This is a genomic window from Paenibacillus rhizoryzae (assembly GCF_059686995.1).
Map to the genome: position 1 here is coordinate 236,365 of NZ_JCAALT010000001.1, position 15,514 is coordinate 251,878.

General features: G+C 50.3%; 16 protein-coding genes. 13 read left to right on the forward strand and 3 right to left on the reverse strand.

The window, feature by feature from the left end:
- Positions 1–131 precede the first annotated feature (131 nt).
- From ruvC to AC6ESO_RS01050, 9 genes are all read left to right on the forward strand, one after another.
- Positions 132–635 carry a crossover junction endodeoxyribonuclease RuvC gene (gene ruvC / locus AC6ESO_RS01010; RefSeq protein ID WP_494816974.1) on the forward strand — a complete coding sequence of 168 codons (504 nt, stop codon included), beginning with the start codon at positions 132–134 and terminating at the stop codon, positions 633–635.
- Complete coding sequence (ruvA, locus tag AC6ESO_RS01015) at positions 632–1,264, forward strand: Holliday junction branch migration protein RuvA (protein WP_494816975.1); 633 nt, start codon at positions 632–634, stop codon at positions 1,262–1,264. Before ruvC ends, ruvA begins: the two co-directional genes overlap by 4 nt.
- 19 nt (positions 1,265–1,283) lie before the next feature.
- Entirely contained in the window at positions 1,284–2,327 is a 1,044-nt protein-coding gene (gene ruvB, locus AC6ESO_RS01020; RefSeq protein ID WP_091214847.1) for a Holliday junction branch migration DNA helicase RuvB, read from the forward strand.
- Positions 2,327–2,773, forward strand: coding sequence for a thiol-disulfide oxidoreductase DCC family protein (locus tag AC6ESO_RS01025; RefSeq protein ID WP_497089791.1), 447 nt, complete (start codon positions 2,327–2,329; stop codon positions 2,771–2,773). Before ruvB ends, AC6ESO_RS01025 begins: the two co-directional genes overlap by 1 nt.
- 27 nt (positions 2,774–2,800) lie before the next feature.
- Positions 2,801–4,981 (forward strand): SpoIID/LytB domain-containing protein, encoded by a 2,181-nt coding sequence (locus AC6ESO_RS01030; protein ID WP_497090464.1) that lies wholly within the window; start codon positions 2,801–2,803, stop codon positions 4,979–4,981.
- 10 nt (positions 4,982–4,991) lie between these two features.
- Positions 4,992–6,038, forward strand: coding sequence for a tRNA preQ1(34) S-adenosylmethionine ribosyltransferase-isomerase QueA (gene queA / locus AC6ESO_RS01035; protein WP_497089792.1), 1,047 nt, complete (start codon positions 4,992–4,994; stop codon positions 6,036–6,038).
- 22 nt (positions 6,039–6,060) lie between these two features.
- Entirely contained in the window at positions 6,061–7,194 is a 1,134-nt protein-coding gene (gene tgt, locus AC6ESO_RS01040; RefSeq protein WP_497089793.1) for a tRNA guanosine(34) transglycosylase Tgt, read from the forward strand.
- A gap of 18 nt (positions 7,195–7,212) precedes the next feature.
- Positions 7,213–7,548: a preprotein translocase subunit YajC gene (gene yajC / locus AC6ESO_RS01045; RefSeq protein WP_494816980.1), complete on the forward strand. Its 336-nt coding sequence runs from the start codon at positions 7,213–7,215 to the stop codon at positions 7,546–7,548.
- Positions 7,549–7,707: 159 nt separating this feature from the next.
- Positions 7,708–8,568: a DUF421 domain-containing protein gene (locus AC6ESO_RS01050; RefSeq protein WP_497089794.1), complete on the forward strand. Its 861-nt coding sequence runs from the start codon at positions 7,708–7,710 to the stop codon at positions 8,566–8,568.
- Positions 8,569–8,618: 50 nt separating this feature from the next.
- On the opposite strand, the gene AC6ESO_RS01055 is transcribed toward AC6ESO_RS01050, so the two are convergent.
- Both AC6ESO_RS01055 and AC6ESO_RS01060 read right to left on the reverse strand, forming a co-directional pair.
- Positions 8,619–9,485, reverse strand: a complete 867-nt coding sequence (locus tag AC6ESO_RS01055; protein ID WP_497089795.1) for a phosphatase PAP2 family protein — start codon at positions 9,483–9,485, stop codon at positions 8,619–8,621.
- A gap of 111 nt (positions 9,486–9,596) precedes the next feature.
- A complete protein-coding gene (locus tag AC6ESO_RS01060; protein ID WP_497089796.1) occupies positions 9,597–9,998 on the reverse strand; it encodes a TIGR04086 family membrane protein in 402 nt (133 codons plus the stop codon).
- Between the two features lie 273 nt (positions 9,999–10,271).
- Here AC6ESO_RS01060 and AC6ESO_RS01065 point away from each other — a divergent pair, with 273 nt between their 5' ends.
- A complete protein-coding gene (locus tag AC6ESO_RS01065; RefSeq protein ID WP_497089797.1) occupies positions 10,272–11,024 on the forward strand; it encodes a YetF domain-containing protein in 753 nt (250 codons plus the stop codon).
- Positions 11,025–11,069: 45 nt separating this feature from the next.
- On the opposite strand, the gene AC6ESO_RS01070 is transcribed toward AC6ESO_RS01065, so the two are convergent.
- Positions 11,070–12,692 (reverse strand): putative polysaccharide biosynthesis protein, encoded by a 1,623-nt coding sequence (locus AC6ESO_RS01070; protein ID WP_497089798.1) that lies wholly within the window; start codon positions 12,690–12,692, stop codon positions 11,070–11,072.
- A 207-nt stretch (positions 12,693–12,899) separates the two neighbouring features.
- Here AC6ESO_RS01070 and AC6ESO_RS01075 point away from each other — a divergent pair, with 207 nt between their 5' ends.
- The 3 genes from AC6ESO_RS01075 (at position 12,900) to secF (ending at position 15,435) form a co-directional block, all read left to right on the forward strand.
- Positions 12,900–13,160: a post-transcriptional regulator gene (locus tag AC6ESO_RS01075; RefSeq protein ID WP_494816986.1), complete on the forward strand. Its 261-nt coding sequence runs from the start codon at positions 12,900–12,902 to the stop codon at positions 13,158–13,160.
- Positions 13,161–13,250: 90 nt separating this feature from the next.
- Positions 13,251–14,513 (forward strand): protein translocase subunit SecD, encoded by a 1,263-nt coding sequence (secD, locus tag AC6ESO_RS01080; protein WP_497089799.1) that lies wholly within the window; start codon positions 13,251–13,253, stop codon positions 14,511–14,513.
- On the forward strand, positions 14,503–15,435 hold the full coding sequence (gene secF, locus AC6ESO_RS01085) for a protein translocase subunit SecF (RefSeq protein WP_497089800.1): 933 nt from the start codon (positions 14,503–14,505) through the stop codon (positions 15,433–15,435). Before secD ends, secF begins: the two co-directional genes overlap by 11 nt.
- Positions 15,436–15,514: the final 79 nt, after the last annotated feature.

Genomic DNA, 15,514 nt, shown 5'->3' on the forward strand with positions numbered 1-15,514 from the left:
CCGTCTTTTATGTTGTTTCGGGAGCGTTCCCGAAAGACAAAACGCGTGTTCTCATCGTGCCTATCATTTGCTATAATAGATGGAAGCCAATTTTTGATCATACTATTTTTTGGCATGGGGAGAGAAGAGGCTTGCGTGTTTTAGGGATAGATCCAGGGATTGCAATCGTTGGATTTGGTTTCATTGACAAAATCGGGAGTAAGCTGGTTCCCGTCCAATACGGCTGTATTCAAACCGAGGCGCATACTCCTCAAGAGGAGCGGCTCAAGCAGGTCTACGAATCTACTTGTGCGCTGATGGATCGCTACAAACCGGATACCGTCGCCGTAGAGAAGCTGTTTTTCAATAAGAACGTGACGACGGCATTTTCTGTCGGTCAGGCACGTGGTGTTATGATTCTGGCAGCAGCCCAGCGCGGATTGCCTGTGACGGAATACACGCCTTTGCAGGTGAAGCAGGCGGTTGTCGGATACGGCAAAGCGGAGAAGAAACAGGTGCAGGAGATGGTCCGCATGTTCCTGAAGCTTAGCGCAATACCTAAGCCGGATGACGTTGCGGATGCGCTTGCGGTGGCCATTTGCCACGCCCATTCTTCCGTTCTGATGGATAAAATTAACGGGGTGAACCGGAAATGATCGATTATGTACGAGGACGCATCGTCCATTTGGATACAGAGTTCGTTGTGGTAGATGTTCGAGATATCGGTTACCGGGTATTTACGCCAAACCCGTACGCTTTTGCCAAGAGCGATGAGCCTGTGACGATTTATACCCATCATCATGTTCGGGAAGACGCGACGCTGCTCTTCGGCTTTGCATCTCGTGAGGAACAGGCTATGTTCCGCAAGCTGCTTGAAGTGTCCGGCATTGGGCCGCGCGTGGCACTGGGAATTCTGGCAGGCGGTAAGCCGGAAACGATCGCGGCTGCCATCCAGCAAGAGAATTTGACGTTTCTGACCAAGCTGCCCGGCATCGGCAAGAAGACGGCGCAGCGGATGGTGCTTGATTTGAAGGATAAGCTTGATGCGATTCCGGGAGGCTTCAGCTTCGCAGCGGCAGGCATCGTACTGGACGATGGCGCAGACAGCGGAACGTTGTTTGGCGGCAATCCGAACTGGAAGGAAGCGCGAGAAGCACTCACGACGCTCGGGTATACGGCAGCTGAGCTGGATCGCGCATGGCAGGGCATGAAGGATGACGCGGCAGCAGATGAATCTGTGGATGCACTGATGAAACGGGCGCTGCAGCAATTGTTTAAAGGCTAGCAGAGAGGGGTAAGCGTGAATGGACGATCGGATTATTTCCGCCAACCTCATGATGGAAGATCAAGCGGTGGAGCTGAGTTTGCGTCCTCGCTATTTGGCTGAGTATATTGGTCAAACTCAAGTGAAAGAGAATCTGAAAGTATTCATCGAGGCGGCAAAGCTGCGCAAAGAAGCGCTGGATCATGTCTTGCTTTATGGTCCTCCGGGGCTTGGCAAAACAACATTATCGAATATCATCGCCAACGAGCTTGGTGTTAATCTACGAACCACAAGCGGTCCTGCAATCGAGAGGCCCGGCGATCTTGCCGCGCTGCTGACGAATTTGCAGGAAGGCGATGTCTTGTTTATCGATGAAATCCACCGCTTGCATCGGACGGTGGAGGAAGTGCTTTATCCGGCGATGGAGGACTTTGCGCTCGACATCATGATCGGTAAGGGTCCCAGTGCACGATCAGTCCGCTTGGAACTTCCGCCGTTCACATTGATCGGCGCTACGACGCGAGCAGGTTTGTTGTCCGCGCCGCTGCGTGACCGTTTCGGGGTAGTAAGCCGGCTGGAGTTCTATTCGGTGGATGAACTTGCCTTCATCGTGTCGCGGGCAGCGGAAATTCTAGGTGTCAGCGTTATTGGAGAAGCGGCGCAGGAAATTGCGATGCGCTCCCGTGGGACGCCGCGGATTGCGAACCGATTGCTGAAGCGGGTCCGTGATTTCGCACAGGTACGGAACGACGGGATTGTTACACATGAACTGGCCCAGTCGGCGCTTGGTCTCATCCAAGTGGATCCGCTCGGGCTAGACAGTATTGATCACAAGATGCTCCGTGCCATGATTTCCATCTATCGCGGCGGTCCGGTGGGACTCGATACGATAGCGGCTACAATCGGTGAAGAAAGTCAAACGATTGAAGATGTCTATGAGCCTTATTTGATGCAAATCGGTTTCCTCCAGCGCACACCGCGCGGTCGCATGGTAACGCCGCTTGCCTACCGGCATTTGGGCCTCCCTGTGCCGCAGCAGCCAGGTGCTGACGCCGATAATGGTGAGGGAGGTAGCTCCGTATAATGGCCAAGAAAGAACGCGGTACGGATGAGAGCAAACGTGAGAAGCTTATTGTCTTGTATGATGGTACCTGCAACTTATGTCTTGGCAGTGTTCGTAAGTTGAAGGAGCTGCAGTCGACTGCCGTGCTGCGATTCATTCCGGTTCAGTCGTTAGACGAAACCTATGAGACCATCCCCGGTCTGGCATCGCTTAATACGGAGACATTATTGACGAAGATGCATGTCGTCGAGGCAGATGGGACGCTGCATGCCGGAGCGGCAGGCGTCATTCGAATCATGCGTACGGTTAAAGGATTGAGATGGCTGGCTTGGCTGTACCGTGTGCCCGGTCTTAGAATCGCGGCAGATGGAATCTACCGGGTCATCGCGGCGAAACGTTATGACTGGTTCGGCCGGACCGATGACAGCTGTCACGAAGGCGTTTGTGCGTTGCCCAAAAAAGATTAATGGCGAGGGGGAATGGATGTTTTGCCGATGAAAGGCATAAACGTCGTTCATGCGAACGAATCCACAGAGCCGGCAGTGAAACGCTCAAGGCTGCCGAAGAAGATGCGAACATTTACGTTGCTGTTGACCGGAGTAATAGGCCTCTCGGTTTGGACATCTGTACCCTCCAGCGGTGCGGCTGTACCTAAACTGGATAATATACGTGTAGCCATCTTCCTGAATACCAGTAAGTATAAGCTGGATACGGCGGCATCGACCTTCAGTTCGGCTGCTGCACTGCAAGTAGGCGTTCGTCAGCCTTCCGGCGTTGTCCCGATGTTTCAAAGTGCAATCGGTGAAACGACAAGATTCACTCTTGACGATTACAAGCCACTGTTGCTGGAGACGTCCGATTATATGACGGCGTTAGCCGCATATAAACGGCTCAAGGCAATGGGAGCGGCAGGTTTCATGACAGCGGCGAACGGCTCCCGCGGTAAGGTGTATCAAATCGAAGAAGGTTCTTATGCCACTGCTGCGGAAGCGAAAGCTGCCGGAGACCGCTGGTTGAAGGATGCAACGCTGGCTGGTTATGCCGGCAAATCGAGTAAAGCAGAACTGATCGGTCCGCTTCATTTGGATACCGGTATGGTCTATGCCTCCAAAGACGAAGCTGTGAAAGCGGCGCAGGCACTCGGCTCAAGCGGGGTAGAGGCTTATGCTGCCATGAAACAGACCGGGATGGATGCAGGTGTTTATACCGTCGTAATCGGCTCAGAGAGCGATCAGACGGCGCTCGGTCAAGTCAAAGCCCAGGCGCAGAAGGTGAACAGTGCCTTGACGCTGCGGCAGACGGATGCGGCATCCGCTTATTTCGTAATCCGGGACGACTACACGACGGTTGATTCAGCTTCGAAACCGCCTGTCTCGCTCTATTCCGTACCAGCCACAGGAGCAAAGCTATGGATTTCTACAACCTCCACTACAGGCATTAAGCTGATGGAACGTTATAATCGGAGCTATCGCGGGCAGTTTGAGGTAAGCGGATTAAACAATAAGCTTGCCGTCATCAATGAATTACCGTTCGAGCAGTATCTGTATGCCGTTGTAGGCGCGGAGATGCCGGCATCCTGGCCTGCCGAAGCATTGAAATCGCAGGCGGTTGCAGCACGTACATATGCGATTTACCAGGGATTTGGCTTTCAAGTTGCACATGTCGTAGACACTACACTCAGTCAAGCCTATGGAGGCATCGGTTCCGAGAAGCCTTCAACGATTGCGGCGGTTGATGCGACAAACGGCGAAGTGGCGATGTACAACGGCAAGGTCATCGAGACGGTATTCTCATCCAGTGCCGGCGGCGTAACAGCCGATTCGAGTGAGATATGGGGCAATAGCATCGGCTACTTGAAGAGTGCGCAAAGTCCGGATTCTTCGTCGGAGAAAGGCTTGTATCAGTGGTACCGGATCGCTCTCCCGAATGGATCGGTAGGCTATATGCGAGAGGATTTGCTTGAGATTACCGATCAGAAGTCTAAGGTCGGACAACCCCTTCTGCGCGTGAATGCGGATGGTGCGAAGCTGCGTCCGATTCCGCTCATTCAAGACAATGTACCGGTCGTGGATCAGGCAAACCGTGGAACAATGGCCGTCCAACTGGAGAAAGTGCCGCAATCCAATGAAATGTCATGGGTAAGAGGAACGTATACGGCCGCAGAGCTATTGGCATTCACGAACGGTAAGCTGCAGAAGCCGATAACAGGCAAGATCGCGACACTGGAGATCAGTCAAAGCGGTCCATCGGGGCGTCCCACTGAGCTGCTAGTGAACGGAGAGAAGCTGCAGGTGAAGTATCCGGATGTATATCGCGCTGCGTTCGGAGGATTGCCAAGCACCTTGTTCAAAATCGATGAAACCGCCAGAATGACCATTGAAGGCGGCAATCATGAAGTAAGAGAACGCCCGACTTTGAATGATAACGGTACGATGTACCTCATTGGCGGAGATGGGGCAACGAAGGAATTGAAGGATCGCAATGTCTTCATCATGAATGGCGAAGGCGAAGTGCGGGCCGCGACGAAAGATCCCGGCTTCCGATTCGTCGGTTCCGGTAACGGACATGGCGTGGGCTTGTCTCAGTATGGAGCGCGCGGATTGGCAGACCTTGGGTATGACTATAAATATATAATGCAATACTATTACAAAGACGTGACGATCGTTAAGGAATGAGAACTAGTCGATGAATGTAAATGAGTTTGATTTTGAATTACCGGAACATTTAATAGCACAAACGCCGCTTGCGGACCGCACGTCCTCTCGGCTGCTAACGCTAAATCGCGAGTCGGGTGCAGTGGAGCATCATACGTTTACGAAGCTGGCGGAGCTGCTTCAGCCGGGGGATACCTTGATCCTTAACGACACTCGGGTGATGCCGGCTCGATTGATGGGGATGAAGTCCGATACAGGCGCTAAAGTCGAGCTGCTGCTGCTCAAGCAGCTTGAAGGTGACCGCTGGGATACGCTGGCCAAGCCGGGCAAGCGCTTAAAGGTTGGCGCGCAACTATCTTTCGGTGACGATGGTAACGGCCAGCCTCTGCTGCGGGCAACTGTGGTAGGGGAAGGTGAAATGGGCGGTCGCGAGATCGAGTTTCATTATGAAGGTATCTTTCCTGAACTTCTGGATCGGCTAGGAGAAATGCCGCTGCCGCCTTACATTAAAGAGCGTCTAGGCGATCGTGAGCGCTATCAAACGGTGTATGCCAAGCATGAGGGATCAGCTGCGGCACCGACGGCGGGGCTTCATTTTACAAGACCGTTTCTCGATCAGCTGGAGGCTAAAGGCGTACATATTGGTTATATCACGCTGCATGTTGGTCTTGGCACGTTCCGTCCGATGTCGGTTGATACGATCGAAGAGCATACGATGCACACGGAATACTACGAATTAAGTGAAGAAACAGCAGCAATGCTTCGATCCGCGAAGGAACGAGGCGGTCGAATTGTTGCGGTTGGCACAACTTCCGCAAGAACGCTTGAAACCGTTGCGGTTCGGTTTACGTATGAGGATATACAGGCTTGCAGCGGCTGGACAGATATTTTTATTTTCCCAGGCTACGAGTTCAAGCTGGTTAACGCATTGCTAACGAATTTCCACCTGCCGAAGTCAACGCTGGTGATGCTCGTCAGCGCTTTAGCCGGACGGTCAGCAGTTATGAATGCGTACAAGGAAGCGATTGAACGGGAATATCGATTCTTCAGCTTCGGCGACGCCATGTTTATTTACTAGGACAGAAAGAGGAAGTGCACGAGTGGCAATCACATACGAGTTAATTAAGACTTGCAAGCAATCGGGGGCGCGCCTTGGACGCGTACATACGCCTCACGGAATTATTGAAACACCCGCTTTCATGCCGGTAGGCACGCAAGCTACAGTAAAGACGATGAGCCCGGAAGAACTGAAGACGATGGATGCTCAGATTATTCTGAGCAACACGTACCATCTGTTTATCCGGCCGGGGCATGAAATTGTTCGCAAAGCGGGCGGCCTGCATAAATTCATGAATTGGGATCGCCCAATTCTGACGGATAGCGGCGGATTTCAAGTATTTAGCTTAAGCAATATGCGTAAAATCAAAGAAGAAGGCGTAGAATTCCGCAGCCATCTGAGCGGCGACAAGCTGTTCTTGTCACCTGAAGTGGCGATGGATATCCAAAATGCGCTCGGCTCCGACATTATGATGGCATTCGATGAATGCGCACCTTACCCAGCCGAATACGACTATGTTAAGAAATCGCTTGAGCGTACAACACGCTGGGCAGAGCGCTGCTTGGCTGCCCATGCTCGTCCGCATGATCAAGGATTGTTCGCGATCGTGCAAGGAGGCATGTATGAAGACTTGCGCCGTCAGAGCGCGGCTGAGTTGACTTCCATGGATTTCCCGGGGTATGCTATTGGAGGATTGAGCGTCGGAGAACCGAAGAATCTCATGTACAATGTGCTTGATTGTACGGTTCCGCTGCTGCCATCTAACAAACCGCGCTACTTAATGGGCGTAGGCTCACCCGATGCGCTGCTCGAAGGCTCTATCCGCGGAATCGATATGTTCGATTGCGTGTTGCCTACTCGAATTGCTCGCAACGGTACTACGATGACGAGCTCAGGTCGACTAGTCATCCGCAATGCGAAATTCACAGAAGATTTCGGTCCGCTGGACCCGGAATGCAGCTGTTACACCTGTACGAATTACTCCCGAGCGTACTTGCGTCACCTGATCAAGGCTGACGAGACGTTCGGAATTCGATTGACTACCATTCACAATTTGCATTTCCTTCTAGAGATGATGCGAGGCGTGAGACAAGCAATCATGGATGACCGATTACTTGATTTCCGTGATGACTTCTTCAATAAGTACGGCCTGCACGAGAACGATAAAGGATTTTAAGGAAAGGGGTGAACTAATATGGGATCAGCAGCATCTTTACTCCCGTTTGTACTTATGTTTGCGGTATTTTATTTCCTTCTGATTCGTCCGCAGCAGCGTAAATCGAAGCAGCGCAACTCGATGCTTAGCTCGCTGAAGAAAGGCGATAAAATCGTAACAATCGGCGGTATGCACGGAACAATTATGGAAATCTCGGATGACGTTGTTGTCCTTCGCGTCAACGATGCGACGAAGATTACATTTGACCGCAGCGCGATTAACACGATTACAACGAGCAGCGCGGCAGTTGCAGCAGCTCCATCTGCGCCAGTGGTAGAGAAGAAAGAAGATCAAGCAGAGAATATTAAAGCATAATCCAGCAGTACTATTGAAAGAAGCCGGAACGAGGGGGGCTATGAGTCCTAATCGTTCCGGCTTCTTTTTATTCCCTCTATGAGGGAGGGCTGACTCATAATTTCCAGCATTTGCGCACATAATGAACGTACGTGCTTGGCGCGATGGAGGTGGAGAACAGTGGGTAATTGGATGGAGATCATGTGGCGGACGTTAATGGCTGTCGTCTTCTTGCTCTTGATGACGAAGCTGCTTGGGAAACGCCAGGTTACAGAGCTATCCGTTTTTGAATATATCACAGGTATCACAATAGGTAACTTGGCAGGGTATATTTCACTTGATACGGATGCGAAATGGTACTTGGGTATGTTGTCCTTAGGGGTATGGGTTGCAGTCTCCCTTGGCATCGAGCTGCTCCAATTAAAGAGCAAGAGAGTCCGGAACTGGATTGACGGGACGCCGACAGTATTGATTCAGAAGGGCAAAATACTAGAAAAGAACTTGAAGAAAGAGCGTCTGACAACCGATGAGCTGATGCAGCAGCTGCGCATGAAAGATGTGTTCAAAGCAGCTGACGTTGAGTTCGCGATCATGGAGGCGAGCGGAGCGATCAATGTGCTCCTGAAGTCCGAGAATTTACCATTAACCCCGAAGCAGCTTGGTATTAAAGTGACACCGGAACGAGAGCCGATGGCAGTCATTATGGATGGCGTGGTGCTGACGGATCCCCTTCAGGTGAGAGGCTTTAACGAGACGTGGCTGGTCAAAGAGCTCAAGAAATCGGATCTTCGCATTGAGGATGTGTTTCTGGCTCAAATTGACGATTTCGGCACGCTGACGATTGATTTGTACGATGATAAGGTCAAACAGCCGAAGAGTCAGAATCAGGCAACACTGCTAGCCGCATTGAAGAAATGCGAAGCAGACATGGAGATGTATGGCCTGCTGACAGCGGACGAAACCGAGAAGCAGAAATATGCAGCCTGCTCTAAGCAGCTCCAGCACTTGATTGATGAGGTTAGACCGCTTATTTATCAATAAAACAAAAAGAGACCGCCGGGTACCCATGCAACCGGCGGTCTCTTTTTTGTTTATTTCGCATCCTCGCGCAGATAAGTCATATTAGCCGCAGGTACAGATCCGTTGCGACGACCACGGCGAAGCGACAAGTTCAATGCGCTTAGACGCATGCCCATGGTGGAAGCGAATGTAGCGAGCACCAGGCCGCCGCACATGTCGATCAGCCAGTGGATACCCAGGTAGAAGATTGCAAAGATAATGATTACGGCACAGATACAGCAGAACCATGCCCATCGTTTGATACCCGAGCGAACGGCCAATATCGCAAGCGTAACCGATATCGAAGTATGCAAGCTTGGGAAGCAGTTATCCAGGCCTGATAAGGCGCGGTACTGGTTCTCGAAATCCGGGAACACGTTTAACATCAGGAACGAAACGTGCGTCGGATCGTGATACCAGACTTCATTAACCGGCAGAAACAAGTAGAACGGGATCGCGATTAAATAGTTAATCATAATCGCGTAGCATAAAGCGTAAAACATGCGTTTATTTTTGCTTCGTTTGGAGTAAATTCCGATTGATGCAATGAGCATCGCTTGGAAGACGACCACGTACATGAAAGCCAGAAAAACAGTTAAATACCGATTCTCAAACGTATGTTGAAGATTGGCGACGAAGTTTCCTTCAATCGATTGAAAGAATGTAGCGAAATCATAAGTGTACGTCATATGATGTTCGATGCGCATCTCCAGCTTGTTGCAGAACAAAATCAGCATCAATGCGCCGAAATGCAGCAAATATTTGCGGTTCAGTGCCATCTCTTTGAGAAATAATCCGCCAACCTTGAACGGGTTCGTTGCAGCTCCATACCAGATTAGAAGCGTCACCGTAATGGCCGAATAGATCGCGACCGTCGTCATGTTGTCAAACAAAGTCATGATACGTTCTTTCCTCCTAAAGCACCTTCGTAATTTCAGCTCGATCTAGTATATCACAATCTATACCCAAGTGAGACCATTTCCAAAAGTGTTCACAAACGGGACAAGCTGTCAGGACCGTTTGGTGTTCACGCCGATCATCCCGCCGAATGCTCCGCAAAGCAGCGTTTCGACCAGCATTGTAAACGTTCTGCCACTGATACCGGTGTTCGTGGAAAGAAAGCTGACAAGCAGTATCAATAAGCCATAGGCGATGCCGAGCATGCCGCCATAATACCACCCACGCATTCCGGATCTTCTGCCGGATACGAAACCGCCCGCAAGGGAGCAGAAGCCGTGCACGATCAAACTGTAAAGCGGCAGCTGGGTCTCCTGCATGCTCCCCCACCTCAGCATAGTCGAGAGCAGAATAGCCCCTAAGGCCAGCCAAATGGATGCATACAAAATGCCTGCGAGCATCGGTGAAGCCATGTGCACTTTAGGAACATTTTTCATGGCGTTGATTGGTTTCATATCGCTATCCCTCCAATTATTTACGCTCGTGTTCACGATTATTACAAGATATGGTCAAGCTGATCAGAATAGTACAAGTAGGCCCGCAGCAGCAGGACCCCGCATGATTACCAAATATTCGAACATCAACCTTCGTATGATGTACTTTGCAACAGGTGACAATAGTTGTACTTTGTGCTGGCATGAAACAACTACAGCTGGCAGCGATAAATCAGCCAGATGCGAATGCGGGGTTGCAGCAGCCTCGCACTACATCCAAGGAGGGCGGCTCAAGTGGAATACTTGACACTGATGTTCCGGACGCTTCTCATCTACTTTATCGTGTTTCTCATTATGCGGCTTATGGGGAAGAGGGAAATCGGTAAGCTTTCCGTATTTGACCTCGTCATTTCCGTCATGATTGCCGAAATTGCCGTTTTCGTTATTGAGGATACGGATCGCCCGATCATGGACGGCGTAGTGCCAATGGTCTTTCTGCTCGTCATTCAGATCGTCATTGCCATCATTTCGCTGAAGAGCCGTAAGCTGCGCATTTTATTCGACGGTAAGCCGGTTGTACTGGTGGAGCATGGCAAGCTCAACCGCGAAGCGATGCGCAAACAGCGATATAATTTAGATGATCTGATGCTACAGTTTCGGGAAAATAAAACGAATATCGCGGATGTGGAGTTCGCCATATTGGAGACAACCGGGAAACTTTCCATTATTCAAAAGGATCGGCATGAGCATCACCATCGGGGGTCATCGAGTGAACAGGGTCAGGGAGGGCAAGGTCAAGGGCAGGATTCCCATTTTCCGAAGCCGTTCCCCAAAAATTATCGCTTCGAAACGCTGCCTGTGCCGCTCATTATGGATGGTGAAATTCAGAAAACGAATTTGGAGCAGCTTGGCAAAGACCGCTTCTGGTTGAATAATCAGCTGCGTCAGCGTGGAATTACAGATGTAAAGCAAGTATTCTTATGCACGATCGACCATCGGGGCAAAATCTTTCTCGACGCAAGACGGGGGAAACATCCACATAAGTAAGCGACTAACAGATGGACACCGGCTTATATACAAGCCGGTGTTTTGTTAGGATTTGAACCATCTGCCGAGATAAGGGATGCGCTCTGCATCATAGCGGTCGATGATGCGCATTAGCACCATAAGGATGAGATAGACGATAATGCCGGCTGTGCAGGCAACGAACAGGTTATGCCACAAGGCAGGCAATACTTGCAGGTTCATCACCCATAATGAGGCAGCTCCCATAATGAACATTGCAGCGCCAACTTTGAGGAAATCAAGGATGTCCATGCTGAAACCAACGGAGCGAACAACGGCAATCCAGTGCAGTACTGTAACAAGTACGATATTTACGTTGATGGCTATCAAGGCTCCGTATATACCAAGGGATGGATCTGATGCGAGCTCAACGATGAGGACAAGCTTCACAACTGCGCCTATAAAGGTGTTCATTAGAGCGGTGGCCGGTTTATCGAGCGCTTGGAGCGCTGCTTGAAGCGGAGCCTGTAAGTAGATGAATAAGCCGACAGGGGCCATCCATTGCAGCATCGGAGCAATTTCAACGTGATTGTAGAGAATACGGCAAAGCGGTTCTGCGAAGAGAACCATGACAACAACGAAGGGAGCCCCCGTTACAAGCGAGAGGCGCATCGACTGATGCAGCCGTTTATGGATCGTTGCGCGGTCGCCTTTGGCTGCTGCTTCTGAGAGGGAAGGCACAAGCGAAACGGCAAGGGAGTAAGTGAGCGCAGTCGGGAGCAAGAGAATCGGAATGATCATCCCTTGCAGGGCACCATATTGGGAAGTGGCCACGCCAACAGCAATCCCTGCCGCGAGCAAAGCACGTGCTGTCAGAATGGATTCCAAGAGGTACGATAATGAGCCGATCATCCGGCTGCCGGTTACCGGAACAGAAAGACTGATCAATCGGCGCATAACCGGAACACGTCTTTTATGAAATGGAATATGGGATTTCAAACTGCCAATGGTTGGCGCTGTACCTTGTGATGCAGTTTCAGCTTCAGAATTCTCTCTGATTACTGCGAGCTTTACTCGTTTGCGATCTATGGCATATTGCCAGAGCAGAACAACAAGACCACCGATCTCTCCGACCACTACGCCGAGCATGGCTCCGGCAGCTCCCCAGGCTAGTCCAAATGGAAGCAGCCACTTCGCGAATAACAGCGCAAATACGATGCGAATCACCGTTTCGAGCGTTTGCGAAAGGGCAGTCGGGATCATGTTCTGCTTGCCTTGAAAATACCCCCGATACACCGATGAGATGCCGATTATAAGCAGAAGCGGGCTCATCATGAGGAACGTCTGATAGACGCGCGGGTCCGTCATCAGACGTGTCGTAATCCATGGCGTCAGCCAAACAAATAAGCAGGTAAGCAGAAGTGATAGCAGCACAGTAAGGGCCATGGCCGAACGGAAGATTTGCTTGACCCGTTTGGAATCGCCCTTGGATTCGGCTTCGGCAATCCATTTCGCCACCGCAAGCGGAATCCCGCCGGTAATGATGGTGAGCAGGACGATCAAAAACGGATATCCGAGCTGGTACAACCCTACTCCCTCTGCACCTATGATGCGGGGAAGCGCAATACGCGGTACAAAGGCAAGGATACGATTCACAATGCCTGCAAGCAGCAGAATCAATGCGCCTTTAATAAAAGATTGCTTCGTCACAGTCGGTTCCTCTCCCTTTACGTTCGATCCCTATCGTTCACTTCCCATTACCAGCAAGACCTGTCCTGTTCTATCCTTATGCTTATGCGCAGCATGTCCGAATCCATGTCATTTTTTCAAGATGCCGATGGGAGAAGCAGGAATGTGAGGAGAAGACATCGAATGAATATAGGATAAAGGGCATAGTAACGTGAGGAGGTCGTGAGTATGACAGGCGAACTATTACCATTAACGAATGAAGAATGGATCGCGACCATCGAGCATTTATGTGATAGCAAAGCGGATGAATTCCGATTGATCGGTTACGAGCATGTAACGGGAAATGATATTTGGCAATGTGTGAAGGACCGGTACACCAAAACAGGCGAACCGGCCATGCATCAGGTCGTCAACGATATTTTGTCGCTGAAAGTGACAAAATTTATGAACTTTTTGACGGTAAGTGCCTATAAAGGGACCCATTTTTAACGAGTGGGCTCTTTTTTTTGACTCGTTTTTCAGGCATCGCTATAATAGGAATGTTGACACAAGAGAATTTAAGGGGGAACTGAGGGTATTATGAATCGTCTGTTAGCATTCGTACTCATCGTCGTGCTATCTGCCGGCGTAGTAGCGGGAACAAGCTCTTGGCTTTTCAACGACGTAAAACTAGGACTTGATTTGAAAGGCGGATTTGAAATCCTGTATGAAGCTCAGCCTATTGAGCCTGGCGGAAAAGTGACGAAGGAGTCTCTGATCGAGACGGCTAAGAGCCTTGAGGCACGTGCCAATGCAACAGGTGTAGCAGAGCCGGAAGTAACAACAGAGGGCAGCAATCGGATTCGCGTGAAGATTGCGGGCGTCTCTGACGAGAACAAAGTAAGGGACATCCTCAAGAAGCCTGCAGAACTGACATTCCGCAGTGCGCGCGGCTGCGCAGCTGATAAAGGATACTGCAAAGTCGAGCTTCACGGCAGCGACTTCAAACAGAACGGAGCTTCGGTTCACCAAACGAACCTGAATGCTTACGAGATTTCAATTAAGCTCAAAAGCGCAAGTCAATTCGCTGAAATCACACGCGAAATTGCTAAGCTGAGCCCGAACAACCAATTGGCCATCTACTTGGATGACAAAGAGTTGTCCGCGCCAAACGTTGCGGCAGAAATTAACAGCAACGAAGCGGTTATTACGGGTAACTACACGCGTGAAGAAGCGAATGACCTTAAAAATACAATCAACTTAGGTGCGTTGCCGCTTAAGCTGACCGAGAAATACACGCAAAGCGTCGGTGCTACGCTGGGTAAATTGTCCCTGAAAGAGACTATTGTTGCCGGTGCTATCGGTACGGTGCTGATTTTGCTCTTCATGATGCTGTTTTATCGTTTACCGGGTCTTATCGCGAGCTTCTGTATCGTTGTTTACATCTGGTTGCTGCTGCTCGGCTTCAACTTGATTGATGCGACGCTCACTTTGCCGGGTATCGCGGCCTTCATTCTCGGAATCGGGATGGCGGTTGACGCCAATATCATTATGGCGGAGCGGATTAAAGAAGAAATGCGCAGCGGCAAGAGCATCCTGTCGTCGCAGAAAGCAGGCTCCAAGAGTTCGTTCCGTACGATTATCGATGCGCACGTTACAACAACAATCGCTGCGCTCGTATTGTTCTTTATCGGTGTCGGTTCGGTTAAAGGTTTTGCAGTAATCCTGCTTCTAAGTATCGTTATCAGTATTTTGACGAACGTGTTCTTCTCTCGCCTGCTCCTTACTTTGATTATCCGCAGCGGCATTGTGAAGAAGAAATCCTACTTCGGTGTCAAGGAGAGTGAAGTACGTGCGCTTTAGTGGATTTGCAGAGGTTTCGGATCGTAAGTTCGATTTCGTGAAGAAGGCTCGATACTTCTTTATTTTCTCGATTATAATTACGGTGCTTGGTATCATTACACTGGGCGTCCATGGCTTGAACTACGGGGTCGACTTCCGTGCCGGCTCGAGCGTTGATATTGCAGTAAAGAAAGATTTGACGGGCCAGAAAGATGAGATCGAGAAGTACCTGAAAGATAATGAGTTTGGCGAACCCGGATTAACGGTTGGTACAAGCCGTGTCACGCTTCGTTTCGACGATGTGCTGACAGATGCGAAGGAGAAAGCGCTGAAGCAAGGCTTTGCCGAGAAATTTGACAAGGATGCTTCCGCCGAAGTGAATACGGTTGACGTTGAAATCGCCAAAGAGCTTCAAACGAATGCCCTATATGCGGTCCTCGTAGCGAGTATCGGCATTGTAATCTATGTCAGCATTCGGTTTGAGTGGCGTTTCGCCATTGCTGCGATCGTCGCTTTGCTGCATGATGCATTTATCGTAATCAGTTTGTTCTCGATCTTCAAACTGGAAGTGAATCTGCCTTTCATCGTGGCGATCTTGACCATTATCGGTTACTCCATCAACGATACGATCGTTATCTTTGACCGGATCCGTGAGAATTTGCGATTTGCCAAACTCAAGAATGCCGCGGATATTGCTAAACTGGTAAATGAGAGTATCTGGCAAACGTTGACGCGTTCCATTAATACGGTTATGACGGTTGTCGTGGCTGCGCTTTGCTTGCTTATCTTCGGCAGCGAGTCCATCAGACTGTTCTCACTGGCGATTTTGTTCGGTCTTGTCAGCGGTGCTTATTCATCCATCTTTATCGCGAGTCAGCTCTGGCTTGTCATGAAAAGGAAGCAAAAACCAAAAACAGCAGTCAAGTCTCCGGCTGCGTCGTAGTATGATTAGTAGAGGGTGGCCGAACCCGGCTCATCCACATGAACAAAACTTAAGCGAATATGCTTGAACAGGAGGCGTC